Annotated in this window: 22 protein-coding genes and 1 pseudogene; 6 read left to right on the forward strand and 17 right to left on the reverse strand. The window is 71.5% G+C overall.

Going from position 1 to position 24,785, the window contains the following annotated elements:
• Position 1 precedes the first annotated feature (1 nt).
• Positions 2-673, forward strand: a pseudogene (locus tag ACIBN2_RS10015) (IclR family transcriptional regulator C-terminal domain-containing protein); the annotation flags it as partial.
• On the opposite strand, the gene ACIBN2_RS10020 reads toward ACIBN2_RS10015, so the two are convergent.
• From ACIBN2_RS10020 to ACIBN2_RS10030, 3 genes are read right to left on the reverse strand one after another with little or no spacing between them, the layout of a single operon-like run.
• Positions 588-1,523 (reverse strand): PDR/VanB family oxidoreductase, encoded by a 936-nt coding sequence (locus tag ACIBN2_RS10020; protein WP_399133749.1) that lies wholly within the window; start codon positions 1,521-1,523, stop codon positions 588-590. The pseudogene ACIBN2_RS10015 and the gene ACIBN2_RS10020 sit on opposite strands and share 86 nt — an antisense overlap.
• The gene (locus ACIBN2_RS10025) at positions 1,520-1,702 is read right to left on the reverse strand and encodes a hypothetical protein (protein WP_399133750.1); all 183 of its coding nucleotides are present in this window, start codon (positions 1,700-1,702) and stop codon (positions 1,520-1,522) included. Before ACIBN2_RS10025 ends, ACIBN2_RS10020 begins: the two co-directional genes overlap by 4 nt.
• A complete protein-coding gene (locus ACIBN2_RS10030) occupies positions 1,699-2,772 on the reverse strand; it encodes a Rieske 2Fe-2S domain-containing protein (protein ID WP_399133751.1) in 1,074 nt (357 codons plus the stop codon). Before ACIBN2_RS10030 ends, ACIBN2_RS10025 begins: the two co-directional genes overlap by 4 nt.
• A 439-nt stretch (positions 2,773-3,211) precedes the next feature.
• Between ACIBN2_RS10030 and ACIBN2_RS10035 the strand changes: the two genes are divergently transcribed.
• Positions 3,212-5,266, forward strand: coding sequence for a phosphocholine-specific phospholipase C (locus ACIBN2_RS10035; RefSeq protein ID WP_399133752.1), 2,055 nt, complete (start codon positions 3,212-3,214; stop codon positions 5,264-5,266).
• An 89-nt stretch (positions 5,267-5,355) separates the two neighbouring features.
• Positions 5,356-6,255 carry a phospholipid scramblase-related protein gene (locus tag ACIBN2_RS10040; protein WP_399133753.1) on the forward strand — a complete coding sequence of 300 codons (900 nt, stop codon included), beginning with the start codon at positions 5,356-5,358 and terminating at the stop codon, positions 6,253-6,255.
• A gap of 27 nt (positions 6,256-6,282) precedes the next feature.
• Here ACIBN2_RS10040 and ACIBN2_RS10045 read toward each other — a convergent pair whose 3' ends face one another.
• On the reverse strand, positions 6,283-7,242 hold the full coding sequence (locus tag ACIBN2_RS10045; RefSeq protein ID WP_399133754.1) for a hypothetical protein: 960 nt from the start codon (positions 7,240-7,242) through the stop codon (positions 6,283-6,285).
• Positions 7,239-8,063: a phosphatase PAP2 family protein gene (locus ACIBN2_RS10050; protein WP_399133755.1), complete on the reverse strand. Its 825-nt coding sequence runs from the start codon at positions 8,061-8,063 to the stop codon at positions 7,239-7,241. The genes ACIBN2_RS10045 and ACIBN2_RS10050 overlap by 4 nt, the downstream gene beginning before the upstream one ends.
• Positions 8,064-8,322: 259 nt before the next feature.
• Between ACIBN2_RS10050 and ACIBN2_RS10055 the strand changes: the two genes are divergently transcribed.
• Entirely contained in the window at positions 8,323-8,937 is a 615-nt protein-coding gene (locus ACIBN2_RS10055; protein ID WP_399133756.1) for a TetR/AcrR family transcriptional regulator, read from the forward strand.
• A gap of 173 nt (positions 8,938-9,110) precedes the next feature.
• Here ACIBN2_RS10055 and ACIBN2_RS10060 read toward each other — a convergent pair whose 3' ends face one another.
• The 3 genes from ACIBN2_RS10060 to ACIBN2_RS10070 all read right to left on the reverse strand — a co-directional run bounded on the left by ACIBN2_RS10060 (position 9,111) and on the right by ACIBN2_RS10070 (position 12,748).
• On the reverse strand, positions 9,111-10,175 hold the full coding sequence (locus ACIBN2_RS10060) for a DUF2510 domain-containing protein (RefSeq protein WP_399133758.1): 1,065 nt from the start codon (positions 10,173-10,175) through the stop codon (positions 9,111-9,113).
• Between the two features lie 121 nt (positions 10,176-10,296).
• The gene (locus ACIBN2_RS10065) at positions 10,297-11,451 is read right to left on the reverse strand and encodes an anhydro-N-acetylmuramic acid kinase (protein ID WP_399133759.1); all 1,155 of its coding nucleotides are present in this window, start codon (positions 11,449-11,451) and stop codon (positions 10,297-10,299) included.
• Between the two features lie 4 nt (positions 11,452-11,455).
• On the reverse strand, positions 11,456-12,748 hold the full coding sequence (locus ACIBN2_RS10070; protein WP_399133760.1) for an MFS transporter: 1,293 nt from the start codon (positions 12,746-12,748) through the stop codon (positions 11,456-11,458).
• Between the two features lie 181 nt (positions 12,749-12,929).
• Here ACIBN2_RS10070 and ACIBN2_RS10075 point away from each other — a divergent pair, with 181 nt between their 5' ends.
• On the forward strand, positions 12,930-15,614 hold the full coding sequence (locus ACIBN2_RS10075) for an ATP-binding protein (protein WP_399133761.1): 2,685 nt from the start codon (positions 12,930-12,932) through the stop codon (positions 15,612-15,614).
• 41 nt (positions 15,615-15,655) lie between these two features.
• On the opposite strand, the gene ACIBN2_RS10080 is transcribed toward ACIBN2_RS10075, so the two are convergent.
• The 8 genes from ACIBN2_RS10080 to ACIBN2_RS10115 all read right to left on the reverse strand — a co-directional run bounded on the left by ACIBN2_RS10080 (position 15,656) and on the right by ACIBN2_RS10115 (position 22,979).
• The gene (locus ACIBN2_RS10080; protein ID WP_399133762.1) at positions 15,656-16,447 is read right to left on the reverse strand and encodes an SDR family NAD(P)-dependent oxidoreductase; all 792 of its coding nucleotides are present in this window, start codon (positions 16,445-16,447) and stop codon (positions 15,656-15,658) included.
• Between the two features lie 64 nt (positions 16,448-16,511).
• Positions 16,512-17,639, reverse strand: a complete 1,128-nt coding sequence (gene pcaD / locus ACIBN2_RS10085) for a 3-oxoadipate enol-lactonase (RefSeq protein ID WP_399133763.1) — start codon at positions 17,637-17,639, stop codon at positions 16,512-16,514.
• Entirely contained in the window at positions 17,636-18,967 is a 1,332-nt protein-coding gene (pcaB, locus tag ACIBN2_RS10090) for a 3-carboxy-cis,cis-muconate cycloisomerase (RefSeq protein WP_399133764.1), read from the reverse strand. The genes pcaD and pcaB overlap by 4 nt, the downstream gene beginning before the upstream one ends.
• On the reverse strand, positions 18,964-19,569 hold the full coding sequence (gene pcaG / locus ACIBN2_RS10095; RefSeq protein WP_399133765.1) for a protocatechuate 3,4-dioxygenase subunit alpha: 606 nt from the start codon (positions 19,567-19,569) through the stop codon (positions 18,964-18,966). The genes pcaB and pcaG overlap by 4 nt, the downstream gene beginning before the upstream one ends.
• A 6-nt stretch (positions 19,570-19,575) precedes the next feature.
• Positions 19,576-20,349 carry a protocatechuate 3,4-dioxygenase subunit beta gene (gene pcaH, locus ACIBN2_RS10100; protein WP_399133766.1) on the reverse strand — a complete coding sequence of 258 codons (774 nt, stop codon included), beginning with the start codon at positions 20,347-20,349 and terminating at the stop codon, positions 19,576-19,578.
• A 28-nt stretch (positions 20,350-20,377) separates the two neighbouring features.
• On the reverse strand, positions 20,378-21,580 hold the full coding sequence (locus ACIBN2_RS10105) for a thiolase family protein (RefSeq protein ID WP_399133767.1): 1,203 nt from the start codon (positions 21,578-21,580) through the stop codon (positions 20,378-20,380).
• Entirely contained in the window at positions 21,577-22,224 is a 648-nt protein-coding gene (locus ACIBN2_RS10110; RefSeq protein WP_399133768.1) for a CoA transferase subunit B, read from the reverse strand. Before ACIBN2_RS10110 ends, ACIBN2_RS10105 begins: the two co-directional genes overlap by 4 nt.
• Positions 22,224-22,979 (reverse strand): CoA transferase subunit A, encoded by a 756-nt coding sequence (locus ACIBN2_RS10115; protein ID WP_399133769.1) that lies wholly within the window; start codon positions 22,977-22,979, stop codon positions 22,224-22,226. Before ACIBN2_RS10115 ends, ACIBN2_RS10110 begins: the two co-directional genes overlap by 1 nt.
• 210 nt (positions 22,980-23,189) lie before the next feature.
• Here ACIBN2_RS10115 and ACIBN2_RS10120 point away from each other — a divergent pair, with 210 nt between their 5' ends.
• Positions 23,190-23,654 (forward strand): MarR family winged helix-turn-helix transcriptional regulator, encoded by a 465-nt coding sequence (locus ACIBN2_RS10120; protein ID WP_399133770.1) that lies wholly within the window; start codon positions 23,190-23,192, stop codon positions 23,652-23,654.
• 80 nt (positions 23,655-23,734) lie between these two features.
• On the opposite strand, the gene ACIBN2_RS10125 is transcribed toward ACIBN2_RS10120, so the two are convergent.
• Complete coding sequence (locus tag ACIBN2_RS10125) at positions 23,735-24,769, reverse strand: DUF3048 domain-containing protein (protein ID WP_399133771.1); 1,035 nt, start codon at positions 24,767-24,769, stop codon at positions 23,735-23,737.
• Positions 24,770-24,785: the final 16 nt, after the last annotated feature.

Raw genomic sequence — 24,785 nt, forward strand, 5'->3', positions numbered from 1 at the left:
CCACCAGGACGGCCGGCTCTTCCGCCTCACCCCGCGCGTGCTGGAGCTCGGCTACTCCTATCTCTCCAGCATCACGCTGCCGCAGATCGCCGAGCCGCACCTGGAGCAACTCGTCGAGCAGGTAAGGGAGTCGTCGTCGCTCTGCGTCCTCGACGGTGACGACGTCGTCTACGTGGCGCGGGTGCCCACCCGGCGCATCATGTCCGCGGTGATCACCGTGGGCACGAGGTTCCCGGCGCAGGTGACCTCGGTGGGCCGGGTGATCATCACCCATCTGCCGGAGGAGGAGATCGAAGCGCGGCTCGCCCGCATCGAGCTGCTTCCCCTGACGGAACACAGCGTGATGTCAACTGCCGCCCTGCGGGAGGAACTCGGCCGGGTACGCCGGCAGGGGTACGCCCTCGTCGACCAGGAGCTGGAGGAGGGGCTCCGGTCGGTGGCCGCCCCGGTGCGCGACCCGGGCGGCGAAGTGGTCGCGGCCGTCAACCTCGCCGTCCCGGCCGGCCGCAACTCCGTCGAGTCGATCCGCCGGGACCTGCTGCCGCACCTGCTCGCCACGGTCGCCCGGATCGACGCCGACCTGGAGATCACAGGTCCAGCACGAGCCTCTTCCCACGGCAGCGGGACACACAGATCATCATCGTCTCCCCGCTCTGCCGTTCCGCGTCGGTGAGCACCGAGTCGCGGTGGTCGGGGGTGCCTTCGAGCACGTCGGTCTCACAGGTGCCGCAGGTGCCCTCGGTGCAGGAGAACAGCACCTCGACACCGGCGGCACGCACGGCGTCCAGCACGGAGACGTCCGCGGCGACGGTGACGCTACGGCCGCTCTGCGCCAGCTCCACCTCGAACTCGGCGTTCTCGCCGCCCGGTTGCTCCTTCGGCGTGAACCGCTCCACCCGCAGCCGTTCCGCCGGGCAGCGCTCCTCGACCGCGTCCAGCAACGGGCCGGGACCGCAGCAGTACACGAGGGTGCCGTCGGGCAGGCCGTCCAGCACCGTATCCAGGTCCAGCAGCCCGGACTCGTCCTGCGGAGAGACGGTGACCCGGTCCCCGTAAGGCGCCAACTCCTCGGTGAAGGCGAGGGAGTTGCGGGTACGGCCGCCGTACAGCAGCGTCCACTCCGCACCCGCCGCCTCGGCCGCGGCCAGCATCGGCAGGATGGGGGTGATGCCGATGCCGCCGGCGACGAAGCGGTAGCGGGCGGCGGGCTCCAGCCGGAAGTGGTTGCGCGGTCCGCGCACCCGCACCTTGTCGCCCTCGCCCAACTGCTCGTGTACGTGGGCGGATCCGCCGCGCCCGGCCGGCTCCAGCAGCACGGCGATCCGCCACGCCGAACGGTCCGCGGGGTCCCCGCACAGCGAGTACTGCCGCTCCAGCTCCGGCCCGAGTACGACGTCGACATGGGCGCCCGGCTCCCAGGACGGCAGGTCCTCGCCGAGCGGATGGCGCAGGGTGAGGGCGAGCACGCCGTCGGCCGCGGACTCCGTTCGGTCGACGACGAGTTCGGCTTCGTACACGGTCATGGTTCCTGCCGCTCCTGTGCTCGGGGCGCGTGCCCTTCGGGATGGCCGAGCATCCACTCCCACATCTCGACCGGGTCCTGGGCGGTGTGCTCGGCGCCGCAGTGACAGGTGCCGTGCAGGACGTCGGTGCCCGGCAGCCAGTCGATGCGGTAGATCTCGCCGGTGGGGCTGCCGCTCACTGGACCTTCTCCACGGGCTTCTCGCCCTCCTCGACCAGCCGGGCGAGGATGCGGCGGGCGGCCAGGCCGCCGGTGTCGATGTTGATGCTCAGCTCCTGGTACCCCGTCCGCTCCGAACCGAGCGTCCGCTGCAGCAGGTTGAGGGCGTCGACGTCCTGCATGACCACGGTGTGGTTGTTGCCCCGCAGGAACTCGGTGACCTCGGCGTCCTCGACCGCCCAGTCGCGGGAGACCATCCAGAAGTCGTACACGTGGCCGTCGCCGGAGGGCGTGATGGCGTACGTGATCTCGGTGTGGAAGCCGTTCGGGTCGCTGCCGTCGGCCTCCGGCACCACGCCGGCCGGAGCGATCCGGCTGTGCAGCAGATACAGGCACGGGGCGTGGTACTCGATGTCCTGCCAGCGCGTGATCCGGCCCTCGATGCCGGTGGAACTGGCGTAGAACGGCGGGCACTCGGCGTCGTCCATGTGCCGGCTGACCCGCACGATGCCCGCACCCTCGTCGACCTCGGTCGTGATCGGCGTCTCGGCGACCTCGGGTGTGCCGATGTAACCGCCGTGCAGATACGTCTCGTGGGAGAGGTCGAGGAGGTTGTCGACCAGCAGCCCGTAGTCGGCGTCGATGGGTTCCATGCCGCGCACGGTGACCCAGCCCGGGGCGTCGAGGTGCCTGGCCCGCGGGATGGTCTGCGCGTCGGCGAGCGCCGGGTCACCGATCCACACCCACACCAGCGAGTCCTGCTCGACGACGGGGTAGGAGGCGACGCGGGCGGTGCGCGGTATGCGCTTCTGCCCCGGGACGTACACACATGTACCGCTCGTGTCGTACGTGAACCCGTGGTACCCGCACACGATCCTGTCGCCGTCGAGCCGGCTCGGCTTCTCGTGCAGCGGGAAGCGCCGGTGCACGCAGCGGTCGGCGAGCGCCACGGGGGTGCCGTCCTCCTCGGTCCGGTAGAGGACGAGCGGCTCACCGAGGATCGTCCGTCCGAGGAGTTCCTCGCGCCCGACCTCGTCGCTGTAGGCGGCGACGTACCACTGGTTCCTGGCGAAGGCGGTCATGTGAGGCATGGCGTTCCCGTCCCTGAGAGCGGGGCGTCCTCGCCCCGCGAGCCGTGGTTGAACTCAGGTTCGTGACGGGCGCCACACTCGGGCAAGGGGGCTTCCGTCTGACGGAAGCCTTCTCCGACCCGCCCGCAGCCGGCGCCCGCGGTGGGAAGCACGGCACCGAGAACGAAAGGAATGCGCCACCCCCAGCCGTCCACAGACCGGTCGTCCGAAGTGTCCACGAGCAGGGTTGCGATCCCCGGCGCGACCAGCTGTCCGGCGCAGCAGGCCGGCACGCTGCTGCCGCTCACCTCACTTCCCTCGGCGCACACCGCTCGTACCTGCGACTTTCACATTGGCGCCATCCGACCCTTCCCTGACGTTTGTTGCTCTTGGAACACTCGCTCCGCGCGCATTCCGTCATGTTCCGGCCGTCCGCACCAGGATGAGAGGCACCCACACCATGCCCGAAGTCAATCGGCGCCGATTCCTGCAACTCGCGGGCGCGACCACCGCGTTCACCGCGCTGTCGAGCAGCATCGAGCGTGCTGCCGCGCTGCCCGCGAACCGCCGCACGGGGTCCATCGAGGACGTCGAGCACATCGTCGTCCTGATGCAGGAGAACCGTTCCTTCGACCACTACTTCGGCTCGCTCAAGGGTGTCCGCGGCTTCGGCGACCCGCGCCCGGTGACCTGGCCCGACGGCACCTCGGTCTGGCACCAGAAGGACGCGGGCGGCAAGGAGATCCTGCCGTTCCACCCCGACGCCGACGACCTGGGCCTGGCGTTCATCCAGGACCTCCCGCACGGCTGGAACGACGGTCACGCCGCCTTCAACGGGGGCAAGTACGACAAGTGGGTGCCCTCCAAGGGCACCACGACGATGGCGTACCTGACCCGCGACGACATCCCGTTCCACTACGCGCTCGCCGACTCCTTCACCGTCTGCGACGCGTACCACTGCTCGTTCATCGGCTCGACCGACCCCAACCGCTACTACATGTGGACCGGTTACACGGGCAACGACGGCCAGGGCGGCGGCCCGGTCCTCGGCAACGACGAGGCGGGCTACGGCTGGACGACCTACCCCGAGCGCCTGGAGAAGGCGGGCGTCTCCTGGAAGATCTACCAGGACGTCGGCGACGGCCTGGACGCGGCCGGCGGCTGGGGCTGGATCCAGGACGCCTACCGCGGCAACTACGGTGACAACTCGCTGCTGTACTTCAACCAGTACCGGGGCGCGAAGCCCGGCGACCCGCTCTACGACAAGGCCCGCACCGGCACCGACGCGACCAAGGGCGAGGGCTTCTTCGACCAGCTCAAGGCCGACGTCAAGGGCGGCAAGCTGCCGAAGATTTCCTGGGTCGTCGCCCCCGAGGCCTTCACCGAGCACCCCAACTGGCCCGCGAACTACGGCGCCTGGTACGTCTCCCAGGTCCTCGACGCGCTCACCTCCGACCCCAAGGTCTGGGCGAAGACGGCGCTGTTCATCACCTACGACGAGAACGACGGCTTCTTCGACCACCAGATCCCGCCGTACCCGCCGCAGTCCGCCGCGCAGGGCAAGTCCACGGTCGACCCGGCCCTCGACCTGTTCAAGGGCAGCGGCAGCAACCCGGCCGGCCCCTACGGACTCGGCCAGCGCGTGCCGATGCTGGTCGTCTCGCCCTGGAGCAAGGGCGGTTACGTCTGCTCCGAGACGCTCGACCACACCTCGATCATCCGGTTCATGGAGACCCGCTTCGGCGTCAAGGAGCCGAACATCTCGCCCTGGCGGCGCGCCGTCTGCGGCGATCTGACCGCGGCGTTCGACTTCTCCCGCACGGACACCAAGCCGGTCGCCCTGCCGGACACCGACGGCTACCGGCCGCCGGACAAGAACCGCCACCCCGACTATGTGCCGACCCCGCCGGCGAAGGGCGTCCTGCCCAAGCAGGAGCGCGGCCTGCGCCCGACGCGACCCCTCAAGTACGCGCCGTACGTGGACGGTTCGGCGGACACCGCGAGCGGGAAGTTCACGCTCACGTTCGCCTCGGGGGCGCACGCGGGTGCCGCCTTCCTGGTCACCTCCGGCAACCGCACCGACGGCCCGTGGACCTACACCACCGAGGCCGGCAAGACGGTCTCGGACACCTGGAACTCGGCGTACTCGAACGGCTCGTACGACCTCGCCGTGCATGGTCCGAACGGCTTCCTGCGCGTCTTCAAGGGCCCGAACAGGACCGCCGGGCCCGAGGCCACCGCCCGCCACACCGGCGAGGACGTCGAGCTGACCCTCACCAACAAGGGCTCGGGCACGGTCCGTCTGAAGTTGGCCGGCGGCTACGGCGTCAGGCCGCAGACGTTCTCGGTGCGGCCCGGCGCGACCGTCAAGCACACCGTCGGCCTCGCGGCGAGCCGGCGCTGGTACGACCTCACCGTCACCTCCGAGGCCGACCAGAGCTTCCTGCGGCGATTCGCCGGACATGTCGAGAACGGGACTTCCGGCGTCAGCGATCCGGCGATCATCACGGTGTGACGGGCACGGTGAAGTGCCGGGTAAAACCTGATGAATACCGCAACGGAAGGGGTGGCGAGGTGCCGGTGGGGCCGGGGTAGTGTGCCCCGGTGACCACGCATTCGAACACACCTGCAGGCTGGTTCCCGGATCCGCACGGAGCGCCCCAGACTCTCCGTTACTGGGACGGCGCTCAGTGGACCCAGCACACGCACGCCGACCAGCAGCAGGTCGCGGTCGGGCAGCAGCCGTCGCACATGCCGCAGATGCAGGTGCCGCAGGCGCAGACGCAGATGCCGCAGGGGCACATGCCGCAGGCGCAGATGCCGCAGCAGGCCGCGGGTCCCGACCCGCGGGTGCAGCGTCAGGTGCAGCAGCAGGCCGGGGTCGCCGCGGGCGGCCCCGGTGGCGGCAGCCTGTTCTCCGAGCCGGTCCTGGTGGTGAACCAGAAGGCAAAACTGATCGAGCTGACCAACGAGTACACGGTCATGGATCAGAACGGCAACCAGATCGGCTCGGTCACCGAGATCGGGCAGAGCGCGCTGAAGAAGGTGGCGCGCTTCGTCTCCAGCCTCGACCAGTTCATGACCCACCGGCTGGAGATCCGGGACGCCTACGGCCAGCCGCAGTTGGTGCTGACCCGGCCCGCGAAGTTCTTCAAGTCGCGGGTGGAGGTGAGCCGTCCGGATGGTTCGCCGGTGGGCGAGATCGTCCAGCAGAACATGATCGGCAAGATCAACTTCGCGATGAACGCGAACGGCCATCAGGTCGGCGCGATCAGGGCGGAGAACTGGCGGGCCTGGAACTTCGCCATCGTGGACCACGCGGAGAACGAGGTCGCCCGGATCACCAAGACCTGGGAAGGGCTCGCCAAGACGATGTTCACGACCGCGGACAACTATGTCCTGCAGATCCACTACCAGTTGCCCGAGCCGCTGCTGAGCCTCGTCGTCGCGACGGCGCTGACCGTCGACACAGCGCTCAAGCAGGACTCACGCGGCCTGGGTTAGCAGAACTGCTGATGCCCCGGCCGAAGTTCACAACGGGGTGAGGTGGCCCGGGTCCGACGACTGCCGGGGCACCAGCACCGGTTCGAGCGTCGCCGTTTCCGGCTTGAGGGCCAGGACCGCGACCACGGGGTGTTCCTCGTCGGCGGGGGCGGCGGGGGCGGGGGCGGGGGCGGGGGCCAGGCGGGTCAGCAGGACGACGCCCCAGGAGGCGAAGGCCGCGCCCGCGAGGGCGAGGAGCACGCCCGCCGCGCCGCCGCGCAGCCCCTGGCCGAGCAGGGTGAGGCCGATCACCGAGGCCGCCATCGGATTGGACAGGGTCAGCACCGCCAGCGGAGCGCCGAGACCGCCCTTGTACGCCGTCTGCGACAGGAGCAGTCCGCCCGCGGCGAAGGCGGCGACCAGCACCGCCACCAGGACGACCTGCGGGCTGAGCGCAGGGCCGGAACGGTCGGTCGCGGCCACGGTCACCGTCTGCGTCAGCGCGGAGGCCACGCCCGAGGCGAAACCGGACGCCGTGGCGTGCCGCAGACCCGGCCGGGCTCCCGGCCGCGACAGCAGGCCGATCAGCGCGGCCGTGGTGCCCGCGACCGCCAGCGCCTGGGTCAGGCTCAGCACCTGCTCGGGGGCCGAACCCGACGCGGCGACCAGCAGCGCGGCCAGCCCGGCCAGCGTCAGCGCGGTGCCCCGCCACTCGGTCGTGCTGACCTTCCGGCCGGCCGCCCGCGCCCCCATCGGCACCGCGGCCACCAGGGTGAGCGCGCCGAGCGGCTGGACGACGGTCAGCGAGCCGTACTTGAGCGCGACTACGTGCAGCAGCGCCGCGGAGGCGTTGAGCCCGACCGACGCCCACCAGGCACCCGCGCCCAGCAGCCGCAGCACGCCGCTGTCGGAGTTGCGTGCGGCGAGGCGCTCCTGGGCCACGGCCGCGGCCGCGTAGGCGACGGCGGAGACCAGGGAGAGGGCGACGGCGAGGAGTATGGGGGTCATCGGCCCGCTCCGACCAGGACCTCGTCGTCGGTGTTCTTGGCGGCGGGGTTCCCGGCGGCCGGCGCGAGCCGCCCGCTGCCCCGCCCGGCCGTGCTGACGGTGAGGTGCGGCCGGTCGACCAGCGCGAGCGCGACACCGAGCATGGCGGTCGCGACGAGGGCGTCGACCCAGTAGTGGTTCGCCGTGCCCACGATCACCAGCAGCGTCACCAGCGGGTGCAGCAGCCAGAGCCAGCGCCAGCGCGAGCGCGTCGCCGCGATCAGGCCGACGGCGACCATCAGCGCCCAGCCGAAGTGCAGTGACGGCATCGCCGCGAACTGGTTGGAGAGGTGGTCCGAGGAGGGCGGGCCGTACACCGACGGGCCGTAGACGTGCGCCGTGTCGACCAGGCCCGTGCCGGCCAGCATCCGCGGCGGTGCCAGCGGATAGACGAAGGGCAGCACCAGGGCCGCCGAGGTGACGGTGGCGAGTATCCGGCGGGCCCAGACGTAGTGCGCCGGGCGCCGCAGGTAGAGCCAGATCAGGAAGGCCGCGGTGGCCGGGAAGTGGACGGTCGCGTAGTAGGTGTTCGCGATCTGCGCGAGGCCGTCGCCGTGCAGCAGCAGGGACTGCACCGAGCTCTCGCCGGGCAGGTGCAGCGCCCTTTCGAGGTCCCACACGCGGTTCCCGTTGTGGCGGGCCTCGCCGGTGTGGCCTGTGGCGAGCTGCCGGCCGAACTTGTAGACGAGGAAGAGTCCCGCGACGAGCAGAAGCTCGCGGACGAGCGGCGGCCGCGGTATGGCGGCCGCCTCCGCGTCTGGAGGCTCAGTGCGTCCGTTCATCCCCCGGCTCCCTTGCTCACTGTCTTGCTTGGTGCTTGGTGCTTGGTGCTTCGTGCCTGTGCATGCCGTACGTGCCTGCTGTACGGGGTGAGACCCCGACCGGGGCCGGAACTCATCGGTACGCGTGCGTCCCGAAACGAATGCGTTCCGATACGGGAGTGTACCGATACGTCAGCGTTCCGGTACAGTGGCGTATCGATAGGTACGACACACTGGAAGCCGGGAATAATCCCGGCCTGGAAGTGAGGGAGAAGAGCACATGACGTCGCAGGCCTGGGACGGACCGGAATCGGTCGCCTCCTCGCGCCGCTCCAAGATCACGCCTGAGCGTGAGAAGGAGTTCTTCGACGCGGTGCTCGAGCAGATCCGGGAGTGCGGCTACGACGCCGTGACCATGGAGGGCGTCGCCGCGAGCACGCGGTGCAGCAAGTCCACCCTCTACCGGCAGTGGAAGACGAAGCCCCAGTTCGTGGCGGCGGCGCTGCGGTCCGCCCGGGAGTTCCGCTTCGGCGGCATCGACACCGGGTCGCTGGCCGAGGACCTGCGCCAGGCCGCGCGGGTCGCCGCGCTGTGGGGGCGCAAGGACACCAGGCTCCACCAGGCGCTCGGCCATGCCGTCACCCAGGACCCGGACCTTCAGCAGGCGCTGCGTGAGGCGCTGGTCGAGCCGGAGGTCCGTGCGATGCAGCAGATTCTTCAGCGGGGCGTGGAGCGGGGCGAGATCGCCGCCGACCATCCGGCCCTGCCGTTCGTACCGGCGCAGATGTTCGGCGTGATGCGGGCCAGGCCCGTCCTGGAGGGGGAGTACGCCGACCCCGACTATCTGGTCCGCTTCGTGGAGGCCGCCGTGCTGCCGGCACTCGGCCTCACCTGAGACCCAGGTCGCCGTCCACGGGATGACTGGACGGGGACCTGATCGCGCCGCACCGTGGGGACGGGGGCGGCGCGCACCCCCCGGCCGGGCGGGGCTCCTCCTGAGCGGAGAGGAGTTCCGCCCGGCCGACCGTTTTCCGGGGCCGGGTCGGGGTCATCCGGGGCCGGGCGGGGTCAGACGTTCTGGCCGCTGCCGCCGCCGGTCGACACCTTGATCCCCTTGGTGATGGTGTCGATCACGGTCTGCTTCTCGGCGACGTCCACACCGAAGCGGACGACGACGATCTGCCGGGGCTCGGCGGGCGAGGGGAACGCGAGCGACTCGACGTAGCCGTCCGAGCCCTTGCTGGTGACCGCCTTCCAGCGGACCAGGTAGCCCTTCTGCCCGGCCACGGTGACCGCCTTGGACGCGAGTACGTCGTGGGAGGTGATCGAGCCGTAGGTCTTGCCGCCGTAGGAGTCCTTGGCGTTGGCGGCGATGTCGGCCTTCGCGACCGCCTCCGCCGTGCTGCCCTTGCTGCCCAGGACCAGCGCGGGCGCCGAGTACGCGCCGCCGTTCGTGCAGGTCTGGGACGTGTCGCCGGGGCACTTGTAAGACTTGTTGGACGAGATCTGCGCGCCCACGGACATCTGCTGGCCGTACCAGTCTTCAGGGATGGGCAGGCTGATGCCGCTGATCCCGTCGGTCACCGACCCGCTGCGGATCTTCGGCGCCTCGGACTGCCCGGGAGCGGGCGACTCGGTGCCGCCCCCACCGCCCCCACCGGACCCGCCGGACCCGCCGCCGAAGGGTCCGCCCTGACCGCCTGGACCGCCCTCCCCGCCGGGGCCGCCCTGCCCCTGACCCGGCTGTGCGGCGCTGCCGCCGCCCGAACTGCCGTTGCCGGCCAGCGCGTACACACCCACGCCGATGCACGCCAGGACGACCACGGCCGCCCCGACGGCGATGCTCGTACGCAGCCCACGTCGCGAAGCGGCCGGCGGCTGGGCCGGATACACCGGGTACGCCGGAAAGGCGGACGTATCGGCCGGATAGGCGGACGTGTCGACCGGATAGGGCGACGGCGTCGGCTCCGCCCCGGCCGCCGGCATCTGCGCCGGGGGACCCCATACGGCGGCCGAGCCCGCGGGGCGGGTCCGGTCCGTCCATGCCTTGCCGTCCCACCACCGCTCGGTGGCGGGACCCTCACTTGTCTGCCCGGGATCGGGATACCACCCGGGAGGAGTCACCTGCGTCATGCCCCCACCGTATGAGGCGTCGGTGAAAGGCGGATGAGAGGACCCCGGGCGCGGGGAGCCGACCGGGACCTCGGGCCGCCGCAGACCGGCCGATTTCGGGTCACCACCCAGGGTCCGGCCGTCACACCACCACCAACCGCTCCGGCACCCGAGCCCCCTGCGGTGGCAGCCGGAACCCCTCCCGGCCTGGTGTGATCGAGCCGAGCACGGTCGCGTGACGGGCGCCGGTGCTGGTGGGGGAGGTGCCTGGGAGGCCGTGTGCGGTGAGGAATCCGAGGACGGCGAAGGCGTATGCCTCCTTCGCGGGCGCGGGGAGGCCCAAGTCGGTGGAGGTGCGGAGCTCCACGCAGGGGAGCCGTTGCGCCAGCATGGCCATCAGCACCGGGTTCCTGGTTCCTCCGCCGGAGGCGATCAGTTCCGTGGCGTCCAGGGGCAGGACCGCGTCGGCGACCGTTCGGGCCGTGAGCATGGTCAGGGTGGCGACCACGTCCTCCGCCCTGAGAGTGCCGAAGCAGGCCAGCGCGTCCTGCAGGTACCCGAGGTGGAAGAGTTCCTTGCCCGTCGTCTTGGGCGCGGGCAGCGTGTAGTACGGCTCGTCGAGCAGGCGGTGCAGGAGCGGTTCGTGGACGGTGCCGCGCGCTGCCAGGGCGCCGTCGACGTCGCAGGTCGTGCTTCCGCCGCTGAAACCCCGTGCCGCGGCGTCGATCAGGGCGCAGCCGGGTCCCGTGTCGAACGCCGTGCCGTCGGGGGCGGTGAGGTTGGCGATGCCGCCGAGGTTGAGGGCGACGGGCGTACCGGGGCGACCGCGCAGCCACAGCAGGTCGACCAGGCTCACCAGGGGCGCGCCCTGTCCGCCCGCCGCGATGTCGCGCGGACGGAAGTCGGCGACCACCGGCAGCCCCGTCGCCTCGGCGATCCACGCCGGCTGGCCGAGTTGCAGCGTCCCGTGCACCTTGCCGCCGTCCGTCCAGTGGTAGACGGTCTGCCCGTGGGAGGCGATCAACACCGCCTCGCCGTAGCACAGTTCGGCATTCGCTCGCCCGGCTGCCGCCGCGAAGGCCCGCCCGATCTCCGTGTCCAGGCGGCACACCTCCGCCAGCGAGGTCACGCTCGGCGGCAGCGCGGCGGCGAGCGCGTCCCGCAGCGCCTCGCCGTACGCCTCGCTCACCATCCCCAGCGGTCTGAGTACGAGGCTGTCACCGCTGAGGCTCAGGTCGGCCGCCGCCGCGTCGATGGCGTCGTACGACGTGCCCGACATCAGTCCGATGACCCGCATCCGCTCAACCTGCCTTCCGTCCCGGTCCCTTGGCCAGCGCGAGCGCGCTCACCGCGCAGGTCGCCGCCGCGTAGTACCCGGGAATGCCGGCGTTTCCCGTCCGCTTCACCGTTTCCGTGATGATGAGTCCGGCGCAGCCCGAGAAGACCGCATTGGACAGGGCGTAGGCGAGTCCCAGGCCGGTGCAGCGGACGTTCGTGGGGAAGAGTTCCGAGAGCATCGCCGGTCCCGGGCCCGCCATCAGGCCCACCACCGCTCCCGCGGCGAACACCGCCGCCGCCTTCGTGACGTTCGAAGTCCCGGAATCCTGCAGCAGGTTGAGCAGCGGCAGCGACAGCAGAGCCACCAGCAGCGCTCCCGTCAGCATCACCGCCCGCCGCCCCACCCGGTCGCTCAGCAGGCCGGCCGGGACGATCGTGACCGCGAAGCCCAGATTGGCCAGGACGGTTGCGATCAGCGCCTGTTGGAAGGTCGCGTCGAGGGTGCTCTGGAGGTACGAGGGGAGGACGACCAGGAAGGTGTAGCCGGCCGCCGCCCAGCCCATGATCCGTGCGGCACCCAGCGCGACGGTCGACGCGACCTCGCGCGCGGACGGGCTCACGGGCGGGAGCATGGTCTCGGCCTCCCGCCGGAACGCCGGCGTCTCCTCCAGCCGCAGCCTCAGCCACAGCGCCGCAAGCCCCAGCGGCAACGTCAGCAGGAACGGCACCCGCCAGCCCCAGTCACCCAGTTGCCGCTCGGTGAGCACGGAGCCCAGCAGCGCCGCCACCCCCGCGCCGCCCAGCAGCCCCAGTGCGACCGTGAACGACTGCCACGACCCGTACAGCCCGCGCCGGCCCGGCGGCGCGAACTCCGTCATCACCGCCACCGCACCACCGAACTCCCCACCCGCGGACAGCCCTTGGAGCATCCGCAGCAACGTCAGCAGCCACGGAGCGAGGGCTCCGGCCGCCGCGTACGTCGGCAGCGCCCCGATCAGCGTCGTCGCCACCGTCATCAGCACGATCACCAGGATCAGCACCGGACGGCGCCCGATCCGGTCGCCCAGCCGCCCGAACAGCGCCGCTCCGACGGGCCGGAAGAAGAACGCGAGCGCGAAGGACGCGTACGTCTTCACCAGCGCCTCGGCCTCGCTGCCGCCCTCCGGCGTGAAGAAGCGCGCCGCGATGACGGTCGCGAAGCAGCCGTAGACCCCGAACTCGTACCACTCGACGAAGTTGCCGATCGACCCCGCCACCAGGGCCCGTACCGCAGACGGATTCCGCACGTCTCGGCGTTGTCCGGAAAACAGCGTCATCTCATTGCCTTTTGACTGTCGGTTACCTTTCGAAGGGCAGATCACAGGCATGGCGCGTCGCCTGCCCGCACCGGCTGTCACCCATCACGGCAAGAGGTACCCGGACCGGGCTCCACTTCCTCGATCAGACGGCTACGCTCGAGGTCTGTACGTCGTTCGGGCGACTTGGGGAGGTAGCGGGATGACGGAGGTCCGGCCTACGGAGGCCGCCTCGGCCTCCCTCTGGGAGCGCGACGAGGAAATCGCCGCCGTCGAGGAGGCGCTCAACACCCTGCGCGCCGACCGCTCGTCCTCGGGCAGCCTGCTGATGGTCAGGGGCGAGGCGGGCATCGGCAAGACGGCCCTGCTGGCCGAGGCCCGCCGTATCGCCGAACGGCGCGGCTGCACGGTCTGGTCGGCCCGCGGCGGCGAGACCCTGAAATCCGTCCCGTTCAACGTGGTACGGCAGTTGCTCCAGCCCGCGCTGGTGTCGCTGATGCCGGAGGAGGCACGCGAGTACCTCGGAGACTGGTACGACATCGCGGGCCCCGCCCTCGGCATAACGGAACCCGGCGAGCGCCAGGCGGACCCGCAGGGCGTGACCGACGGCCTGGTCGCCGGGGTCCGCCGGCTGGCCCGCCGGGACTGGCCGCTGGTCCTGCTGATCGACGACGCGCACTGGGCCGACCTGGAGACGCTGCGCTGGCTCGCCGCCTTCGCCGAGCGGCTGGACGACCTGTCCGTACTGGTCGTGGTGGCCCGCCGGCCCGGCGAGGTCGGCGGCGAGGGCGCCCGCTACCTGGAGGCGGTCGCCGCCGCCGCGGGCCAGCCCCAGGCCATGCTGAGCGCCCTCACCCCGGAGGCCACCGCGGGTCTCACCCGCGCCACCCTCGGCGCGCACGCCGACGCCCCGTTCTGCCGCGAGGTCTGGGCCGTCACCGGCGGCAACCCGTACGAGACCGTGGAACTCCTCGCCAAGGTCCAGGACAGCGAGCTGGAGCCGACCGAGCACGCAGCCGCCGAGCTGCGCGCCCTCAACCGCTCGGCCCGCGGCGGCGGCCTCGTCGCCCGCCTGGAGGAACTCGGCATCGACGCCACCCGGTTCGCCTGGGCGGCCGCGATCCTCGGCACCGGCATCTCCGTCGGCCTGGTGGCCAAGCTCGCCACCATGGGGCACGACGACGCCGCGCGCTGCGCCGAACTCCTCGAAGGCGCCCGCATCCTCACCGAACCCGATCCGGCGAACGCCCAGATCGGCGACGGCGACCTGGAGTTCGTGCACCCGCTGATCGCCTCCGCCGTCTACAACTCCATCCCGGACGCCCTGCGCACCGCGATGCACGGCATCGCCGCCCAGGTGGTCACGGACTCCGGACTCGGCGCCGCGATGGCCTCCCGGCACCTGCTCCAGGTGCATCCAGACGATGACGAGGAGCTGGTCGAGCAGTTGCGCGAGGCCGCCCGCGAGCACCTCGCCGTCGGCGCGCCCGACGCCGCCCGCCGCTGCCTCGAACGCGCCCTGCTGGAACCGCCGGTTCCGGAGGTCCACGCGCGCGTGCTGTTCGAACTCGGCTGCGCCACCCTGCTGACGGCGCCCGCCACCACGATCGACCATCTGCAGTCCGCGCTCGCCATGCCCGGCCTCGACGCCGACGAGCGCGTCGACGCCGTCGTCCGCCTCTCCCAGGCCCTTCTCCACAACGACCAGTTGGGGGAGGCCGTCCGCACCGTCGAGGCGGAGGCCGCCCGGCACGAGGAAGGGCCCGCCAAGCTGCGGCTCCAGGCCGTGCAGTACATGTGGGAGGGCATCTACGCCGGCGAGTCGAACACGCCGGGACGCTCCGAACGCCTCGCCGACCTCGCCCGCACCTGCACCGGCCGCAACAACTCCGAACGCGCCCTGCTCATGCTGCGCGGCTTCGACGCGCTGCTCCAGGGGGAGAGCGCGGAGGAGGTCGTCGAGGCGTGCGACCGGGCGCTGGTCAACGGGCGGTTGGCGCCGGGGCTGGGGTGGATCGATACCGAGTGGGGTATCGAGCTTCCGCTGATGCTCGCCAACTCCTACCTCTACACCGACCGGCTGGACCGCGCCGAGAGCCTCTACAACGAGGCTCTGCGCACCTACGAGTCGGCGGGCTGGAGTGGCGGCCATCTTTCTCTCGCGCATGCGCACGTCGGCCTCGGACACCGCAGGCGCGGACGGCTCAGGGAGGCGGAGGCGTCTCTGCGGGAGTCGCTGCGCATCGCCGAGCGCGTGGGCCGCGGTCTGCCTCTGTACTGGACCACGATCTGCAATCTCGTCGACGTCCTGCTCGCTCGTGGCCGCGTCGAGGAGGCGTGGACGACGGCCGAGCTGTACGGTTTCGCGCCGCCCTACCCCTCCATCGTCGTCATGCCCGACCCCCGGTCCGTGCGCGGGCGGCTGCTGCTTGCCGTGGGCCGGACGAAGGATGGCGTCAACGAGCTCGAGGCGGCGGAGAAGTCGGCGGCCACGCGGGGGCATCACAATCCGGTCGTGGTCCCCTGGACCCTTGACCTTGCCCGTGCTCTCGCCACCGATGACCCGGCACGCGCTGCCCAGTTGGCCGCGGATGCCCGCCGGCAGGCCGAGCGATTCGGTACGGACACGGCCATCGGCGAGGCCTTGCGGTGTGCTGCCGCGCTGGAGACGGGGCAGCGGGCGGTGCGTCTTGCCGCCCAGGCCGTGGCCTATCTGGAGGCTTCGCCCTGCCAGTACGAACATGCTGCCGCTCGCGTCGAGTACGGGATCGCCGCGCGGTCGGTGGCAGAGCTGAATCGAGGCCTGGCGCTTGCCCGTTCATGCGGTGCGGATGGCTTGGTGGCGAAGGCTCGGGGGGTGCTGGAGACCGGACGGGGGTTGCGCTGAGCGGAGTTGATCGCGCAGTTCCCCGCACCCCCGAAAAGCCCCTACAGCGCAAGCAGTTGACCCGTCACCGTCGACAGGCGTTTCTGCAAGTCGGGGTCGTAGGTTGACTCGTGTGCCCGGGCCGGGTTTGTGCCGTCGAAGTAGTTGCCCGTGCCGTGGTCCTCGGTTGCCAGGGCCAGGACGCCCGGGGCGCCGTCGGCGATCGTGTTCCAGGGGGTGACGCCGCCCTCGCGGACCATCGCCGTGTCCATGAAGGTGGCCGGATGCAGGACGTTCACGGCCACACCCGTATCCGCGAGCTCGTCCGCCAGGGCGAACGTATGGGCCGCCAGGGCGAACTTGGCGCGGCGGTAGGCCGTGAAGCCGTCGTAGGCGCGGCGGTATTCGACGTCGTCGAAGTCGAGGGGGTCCTGGCCGACCGAGCCGACGTTGACGATGCGGGAGGGGGCGTTCGAGCGCAGGACCGGCAGGAGGGCGCGGGTCAGCACCACCGGCGCCAAGTAGTTCACCGCCAGGCGTAGTTCGTGACCGTCGGCGCTCAACTCGCGTGACGCGCCCGGGGCCCCCGCCCCGACGCCCGCGTTGTTGATCAGCACGTCCAGGTCGGGGTGGGCGCCGGCGACGTGCGCGCCCAGGTCGCGTACCTGTGCGAGGGAGGCCAGGTCGGCGACGAATCCTTCCGCGTCCCCCTCCGCGCGCAGCTCCGCGACCAGCTGCTCCGTACGGCCCGGATCGCGGCCGTGCGCGAGGACGACGTGCCCGGCGCGGACCAGCTCGAAGGCGACGTAGCGGCCGAGACCCGAGGTGGCGCCGGTGATCAGAATGGTGGACATGCCTCCACCGTAGGCACGCGGTGAAGGCATGTGCGAGATGTTGCTGAGGCTACGACCACCAGGGTCACCCTCCCCGGCCGTCCTCCTCCGCCAGGACCCGCTGGGCCGTCGCGAACGCCGAGTTCGCCGCCGGAACCCCGCAGTACACGGCCGTCTGGAGCAGAACGGCGCCGATCTCCTCGGGCGTGAGCCCGTTGCGCCGGGCCGCCCGGACGTGCATGGCGAGTTCGTCGTAGTGACCGTGCGCGACCAGCGCCGTCAGTGTGATCATGCTGCGTTCGCGGCGCGAGAGCGTCGGGTCGGTCCAGATCTCGCCCCAGGCGTAGCGCGAGATGAAGTCCTGGAAGCGTGCGGTGAAGGGCGTCTGGCGGGCCTGCGTGCGGTCCACGTGCGGGTCGCCGAGCACTTGCCGCCGTACCTCCATGCCCCGCTCGGCACCGCCGCCGAGGTGGGCCCGCAGCGCGGTCAGGACGGCTACGGGGCACTGCGCCGGAGCCAGGTGCCCGGCGCCGGGGAGTTCGACGAGCGTGGAGCCGGCGACGGCGTCCGCGATCTCCCGCAGGTGCGGGGGCGGGGTCGCCTTGTCCTCCCGCCCGGCGATCAGCAGCGTGGGTACGGAGATCTCCGCAAGGCGGTCGCGCAGGTCGAAGGCGGCCAGCGCGTCGCAGCAGGCGGCGTAGGCCCCGGGGTCGGCCTCCGCCTGGTCGCGCACCAACTGCGGCATGGTGAAGCCGGGGGTGAACCAGCGCGCGTCGGCGCTCTCCACCAGGAAGTCCAGGCCCTCCCGCCGTACGCGCTCGGCCCGCTCCTCCCACGGCTTCGCCCCGTTGAAGTGCGCCGACGAGCAGATCGCGGCCAGCGACGTCACCCGGTCCGGGTGGTGCAGGGCGAGATGCAGCCCGACGGCGCCACCGAGTGACACGCCGGCGTAGGCGAACCGGTCGATGCCGAGCGAGTCGGCGAGGGCGAGCACCAGGCCGGCCAGGTCGCCGACGGTGGCGCCTGGCCCGATCAGCCCGGGGGCCGACCCGCCGTGCCCGGGCAGGTCCCAGCGCACCACACGATGGCTGATGGACAGCTCGGGCGCCACCGTGTCCCACAGGGCGTACGACGTGCCCAGCGAGGGTCCGAGCAGCAGTGGGGGAGCGGAAGTGGCCCCCTCGGCACGGTGGTTGAGGAGTTTCTCGGTCAACGTCGCTCCAGTGCACGGTCGGTGAGGACTCCGGCGGAGCCCGTGTAGCGGGCGGGGTCGGTCAGGTCGTCGAGGTCAATGTCCTTCAACTCGGCTTCCTCGGCGAGGAGTTCACGCAGGGAGCGACCCTCGGCGTAGGTGCGCCTGGCCAGGTCCGTGAGCAGTTCCCTGGCACGGGCGCGGCCCAGTACCGGGGTGAGTTCGGCGGACAGGCGTTCCGAGACGATCAATCCGTGCGTGAGAGCGAGGTGTTCGCGCATCGCGTCCGCGTTCACCCGCAGCCCCTCGGCCAGTTCGGCGGCGTCATGGGCCGCGCCGCCGGCCAGCCGCAGCAGGTCCCGCAGGGGCTCCCACTCGGCGTGCCAGGCCCCGGCCGGGCGCTCGTCCTCGGCGGCCTGCGCGCCGTACAGCGTGGCCGCGAGCTGCGGGGCCCGCCGGGCCGCCGCCGCGATCAGCGTGGACCGGACCGGGTTGGCCTTGTGCGGCATGGCCGACGAGCCGCCTCCGCTACCCTCCGCGACCTCGGCGATCTCGGTCCGGCCGAGCGCCAGCACGTCCGCGGCCATCTTGCCCAGCGCCCCGGCCGCGAATGCCAGGCAGCCGGCGAGATCGGCGATCGGCGTGCGCAGGGTGTGCCAGGGGAGAAGCGGTTCGCGCAGGCCGAGTTCGCGGGCGAAGGCCGCCGTCAGGGCCGGCGGGTCCGGAGCGCCGTACGCTGCGAAGGACGCCAATGTTCCCGCTGCGCCCCCGAGTTGAGCCGGAAGGCTGTCCCTTACGGACCTGATCCGATCCCGCGCGTCGAGGACGAGCGAGCGCCAGCCGGCCGCCTTCAGCCCGAACGTCGTCGGAACGGCGTGCTGGGTGAGCGTGCGGCCCGGCATCGCGGTGTCCCGGTGCTCGGCGGCCAGCCGGGCCAGTGCCCGCTCGGTGCGCCCGAGGTCGGCGAGCACCAGGTCCAGGGTGCGCACGGCGACCAGCATCGTCGCCGTGTCCATGATGTCCTGGCTGGTCGCCCCCCGGTGCACATAGGGCCCGTACTCCGCGCCGACCGCCTTCGTCAGATCGGCGACCAGTGGGATGACCGGGTTGCCGCCGCCCCGCGCCCGCTCCGCGAGGGACCGTGCGTCGAAACGGCCGGCGTGGGCCGCCTCGGTCACCGCGGCCGCGGCCTCGGCCGGGGCGAGATCCAGGGCCGCCTGGGCGCGGGTGAGCGCAGCCTCCGCGTCCAACAGGGCTTGCAGACAAGCCGCGTCGGCGGTGGCCGCCGCCGTGGGGGAGCCTGCCCACCCTGGGGCGAGCAGGCCGGTGTCGGCATCGACAGATGTCACTGGAACTCCAGGAAGACCGTCTCGCCTTCGCCCTGAAGGCGGATGTCGAAACGGTAGGTGCCCTTGCCGTCGTCCTTCGCGATCAGCGTGTCGCGGCGCGCCGCGTCCAGCTCGGTCAGCAGCGGGTCGGCGGCGAGCGCCGCCTCGTCGCCCGGCAGGTAGATCCGGGTGAACAGGTGCATCAGCAGCCCGCGCGCGAAGACGCACACGCTGATGTACGGCGCGCTCCGCCCGCGGGCGCCGGGCCGCAGCGTCCGCGCGTACCAGTGGCCGTTGGCGTCCGTCTGGATGCGTCCCCAGCCGGTGAACTCCACGCCGTTGCGGCCCAGATAGCCGCCGCTCGCCGGGTCGCGCCGGATCGAGCCGTCCGTGGCCGGCACATTGCCGTCGGGGTCGGCGCCCCACAGCTCCACGAAGGCGTCCGGCAGCGGCTTGCCCTCGCCGTCGTACACGTATCCCTGGAGTGTGATGGTGTCCGGGTGCCCGACCGGCGCGATGTCACCGCCGCCCGGGAACGGCAACGCGTACCCGTAGAAGGGGCCCACCGTGTGCGAAGGAGTGGGCAGGACGGTCTCGGGCCGACTCGTGTCGATCTTCGTCATGGCAGGTCAGCGCCCTTCTTCGAGCCAGGTGGCGTTCGGGCCGTCCAGCACGATGTCCCAGTGGTAGCCCATCGAGAACTCCGGCACGGACAAGCTGTGGTCGTACGTCGCCACCAGCCGCTGGCGCGCCGCGTCGTCGGTGACGGACTGGATGATCGGGTCGTACGGGAACAGCGGATCGGCGGGGAAGTACATCTGCGTCACCAGCCGCTGCGTGAACGCCGAGCCGAACATCGAGAAGTGGATGTGCGCCGGGCGCCAGGCGTTGAGGTGGTTGCGCCAGGGGTACGGGCCCGGCTGGACGGTGGTGAAGCGGTAGCCGCCGTCGGCGTCGGTGATCGTACGGCCGACGCCGGTGAAGTTCGGGTCCAGCGGGGCGTCGTGCTGCTCGCGCTGATGGGCGTACCGCCCGGCCGAGTTGGCCTGCCAGATCTCGACGAGCTGACCGCGGATCGGACGGCCGTCGCGGTCCAGGAGGCGGCCGGAGACCGTGATGCGCTCGCCGATCGGCTCGCCCCGGTGGTGCCGGGTGAGGTCGTTGTCGATCTCGGTTATGTCGCGCTCGCCGAAGGCGGGGGAGTGCAGCTCCACCAGCTCCGGGTCCCTGCTGACGTCGATGGCGACGGGCGGCTGCTTCGGGTGGCGCAGGATCGACGAGCGGTACGGCGCGTAGTCGCGGCGCGGGTGGTGCTCGACCGGGGCGCCGTCGGCCACCCGCTTCTCGTACGCGGCGTGTTCCGCCGCGATCTCCTGGTCGATGTCGTGCTGTGTGAGAGTCATGGGGCTTCCTCGGGCTTCCCGGGTGTTCTTAGCGTTCGAGGACGAGGGCGAGGCCCTGTCCGACGCCGATGCACAAGGTGGCGACGCCGGTGCCGGAGCCGCGGCGGGCGAGTTGGTGGGCGACGGTGCCGGCGAGCCGGGCGCCCGACGCGCCCAGCGGATGCCCCAGCGCGATCGCCCCGCCCTGCGGGTTCAGGATCGCCGGGTCGAACTCCGGCCACTGGGCGACACAGCCCAGCACCTGCGCGGCGAACGCCTCGTTGAGTTCGAGGACGTCCAGCTCGGCGAAGGACCGGCCGGCCTTGGCCAGCGCCCGGTTGACCGCCTCGACCGGCGCCAGACCGAAGTAGTCCGGATCCAGCGCGTGCACCCCGGTGGCGCTGACCCGGGCCAGCGGCTCACGCCCGGTGACCTTCAGCCCTTCGGCGTCGGTCAGCAGCAGCGCCGCCGCGCCGTCGTTGAGGGGGGAGGCATTCCCGGCCGTCACGGTGCCGTGCTCGGTGCGGAAGGACGGCTTGAGCCGGGCCATCGCCGACAGCGACGCGTCCGCGCGCACGCACTCGTCCGTCGCGAAGGGGATCGGGTCGCCCTTGCGCTGCGGGACCGGGACCGGGGCCAACTCCGGCTCGAACAGGCCCTGTTCCTGCGCGGCAGCCGCGTTGCGATGGCTGGCCAGGGCGTATTCGTCCTGCTGCTCACGTGTGATCTTGTGCTTGTCGGCGATGAGTTCCGCGGACTCGCCCAGCGGGATGGTCCACTGCGGATCCATCGCCGGGTTGACCATCCGCCAGCCCAGCGTGGTCGAGTACAGCTCGGTGTGCCCGGCCGGGAAGGGCCGCTCGTTCTTGGGCAGCACGTAGGGGGCGCGGGTCATCGACTCCACCCCGCCGGCCAGGGCGATGGAGGCATCCCCGGCGGCGATCGCCCGGGCGGCCTGGATCACCGCCTCCAGCCCCGACGCGCACAGCCGGTTGACGGTCACTCCGGGCACGCTGGTGGGCAGGCCGGCGAGCAGGCCGGCCATCCGGGCCACGTTGCGGTTCTCCTCACCCGCCCCGTTCGCGTTGCCGACGTACACGTCCTCGATTCGGGACGGATCCAACTCGGGTACGCGGGCGAGGAGTTCACGGATCGCGTGCGCGGCCAGATCATCCGGACGCACCGCGGCCAGGCCGCCGTTGTAGCGGCCGAACGGGGTACGCACCGCATCGACGATGAACACGTCTTTCATGACTGGATCTCCTCGGGGATACGCACCTTGGCGGCGGTCCTGGCGATGATTTCCTCGACGTCCACGCCAGGCGCGGTCTCCACCAGGACCAGTCCGTCGCCGGTGACGTCCAGGACGGCCAGGTCGGTGATGATGCGATCCACGCACCCCTTCCCGGTCAGCGGCAGCACGCACTCCTCCAGGATCTTCGCGCTGCCGTCCTTCGCGCAGTGCGTCATCACCACGATCACCGTGCGGGCGCCGTGCACCAGGTCCATCGCCCCACCGATGCCGGTGATCAGCTTGCCGGGGATGGCCCAGTTGGCGAGGTCACCGGACGCCGAGACCTGCATCGCGCCGAGCACGGCGACGTCGATGTGCCCGCCCCGGATCATCGAGAACGACAGCGCCGAGTCGAAGAACGAGGCCCCGGGCAGGACCGTCACCGTCTCCTTCCCGGCGTTGATCAGATCCGGGTCGACCTGGTCCTCGGCCGGATACGGGCCGGTGCCCAAGATCCCGTTCTCCGACTCCAGCACCACCTCCACCCCCGCCGGCAGATAGTTCGGGATCAGCGTGGGCAGGCCGATGCCCAGATTCACGTACTGCCCATCGCGCAGCTCACCGGCCGCGCGGGCCGCCATCTGCTGCCGTGTCCAGGCCATCAGCTGCTCACCGTCCGCTGCTCGATCTTCTTGTCCGCCGCCTGCGCCGCGCTCAGCGCCACCACCCGCTGCACGAAGATCCCCGGCAGGTGTACCGCGTCCGGATCGATCTCGCCCGGCTCGACCAGCTCCTCCACCTCGGCGATCGTCACCTTCCCGGCCATCGCCGCCAGCGGGTTGAAGTTCCGCGTCGACTTGCTGAAGACGAGGTTTCCGTGCCGGTCGCCCTTCGCGGCCCGCACCAGCGCGAAGTCCGTGCGGATGCCCCGCTCCAGCACGTACTCGCCGCCGTCGAACTCGCGGACCTCCTTCGGCGGCGAGGCGAGCGCGACCCCGCCCTCGCCGTCGTAGCGCCACGGCAGTCCGCCCTCGGCGACCTGGGTGCCCACGCCGGCCGGCGTGTAGAAGGCCGGGATCCCCGCCCCGCCCGCGCGCAGCCGCTCGGCCAGCGTGCCCTGCGGAATCAGCTCCACCTCCAGCTCCCCGGCCAGGTACTGGCGCGCGAACTCCTTGTTCGCCCCGATGTAGGAGCCCGTGACCCGCGCGATCCGCCTGGCGGCGAGCAGCACCGCCAGCCCCGTCTCCATCGCCCCGCAGTTGTTGGAGACCACCGACAGGCCCGCCACGCCCTGCTCGTACAGGGCCTGGATCAGCACATTGGGCACCCCGCTCAGCCCGAAGCCACCCACCGCCATCGACGCGCCCTCGGGCACATCCGCCACCGCCTCAACGGCCGTGGCGACCACCTTGTCCATCCGTGAAGCCCCATCCCGTCCGTGTACCCGGCCATCAAATACTCAGAGCACTGAGTATTTCGGTGAAGTTTCCTTCACGCTGCCACTGTCGCTGCGAGGCGTCAAGACCCAGACGAAATGCGAGGTCAATGGCAGGCGCCGCCGCGCAGACAGCTCCCGCCGTATCCAGGTATCGTCAGTGCACCAATGATTTCGACCTCGGGAGCGCACATGGCCGCGGTGGACCTCACCACCCACCCCGGGCACCTGGCCCGGCGGCTTCAGCAGGCCCACTACCTGCTGTGGAACACGATGGTCTCGGAGGAGATCACCTCGCCGCAGTTCGCGGTCCTCAACGCGCTCGTCGCCGAGCCGGGCCTGGACCAGCGCACAGTGGGGGAGCGGGTGGGGCTCGACCGGTCCACGATCGCCGAGGTGGTCAGCCGGCTCGGCAGGCGCGGGCTGGTGGACAAGGTGCGTGATCCGCAGGACGGCCGCCGTTTCCTGCTGCGCCTGACCGACGAGGGTCTGCGCACCCACCGCAAGCTGACCGTGCGCACGGCCCGGATGAACCAGGTCTTCCTGGCGCCGCTCTCCGCCGAGGAGCAGGCGGTGTTCTTCGACCTCATCCGGCGGGTCGCCGACGCCGCCGAGGGCCTCCGCAACCCGGCGGAACCCCTCGTGGCGCAGAGCTGAACCGGCCCGCGCTGAACCGGCCCGCGCTGAACCGGCCCGCGCTGAACCGGCCAGGGCCGACCCGGCGAGAGCCGACCCCGTCACGAGGTCTGGGCCAGCACCACCCACACCTGGCCCTTGGCGAAGTTGACCGGCTTGCCGTCCTTCGTCGTGAAGTCGGTGCCGTCCGTGGCCGTCTTGCGCTGCCAGTTGACGTCGTAGGCGCGCCCGTCGCGCAGGACGCTCGCCGTTCCTGAGCCCACCGTCTCGGTGTACGGGGTGTTGTTGCCGAGGAAGTCGTGGAAGGCGGACCTGTGCATCTTCACGTTCTGCACGACGACCGTCGCGGGTGCCACCCGCTTTCCGTCGGTGGTCACGGTGGGGGTGCCGTCCATCGCGACCAGGTAGCGGTGCAGGCCCGGGGACCACGTGAAGGTGAAGCCGGCGGCCGGGTAGTGGATCGTGCGCGTGGTCGCGGCCTTGCCGCCGGCCGGTGCGGCGCCGTAGTGGAAGCCGGTGGTGAGGGCGTCCGGGCCCGGTGCCGAGTGCATCAGGGATGCGGGGCGCAGGTAGAGGTTGTGGGGTGCGGGTTTGCCGGCGCCGCGGAAGTAGGCGCCGGTGGCCTTCGACGGCGGCTCCGGGTTCAGAGGGGCCTGGTCGATGAGCGGCAGCAGTTTGTGCTGGGCACCGGAGAAGGCGAGCGTCGGGTTGTCGAACTGGCGCAGCAGCTCCAGGTCGGACTCGCGGGCGCTGCGCACCGGCCCCACGGCCTGCGGCAGCGTGGTCGCGTACACCGCCATCAGGCGGCTGAGCCCGCCCTCGACCTGCTCGGCGTAGACGATGTCGGCGGCGTCGAGGCCGGTCTGGGGCCGGGCCGCGGGCGCGTTGTCGATCTTCACGGCGAGTACGGGCCCGACCGCGCTGTGCTGCGGGGTCGGCGTCTTCAGCTCTCCGCGTCCGTCGTCGGCCGGGCCGTGGTGCTGCGTGCAGCTCGCCGCCAGCGCGGCCGTCACCGAGGCGGCGAGCAGCGCCACCGCCGTGGAGGTGCGTCGCAGGCGTCTTTTCCGTCTCGTGTTCACCGTGGCCACCACATCCCGTGTAGATGATTGTGCGCTTATACGTTCATTGCTGGCCATACCCGGTTGGTTCTGA

Source organism: Streptomyces sp. NPDC050534 (assembly GCF_044457745.1).
Classification (GTDB): Bacteria; Actinomycetota; Actinomycetes; order Streptomycetales; family Streptomycetaceae; genus Streptomyces.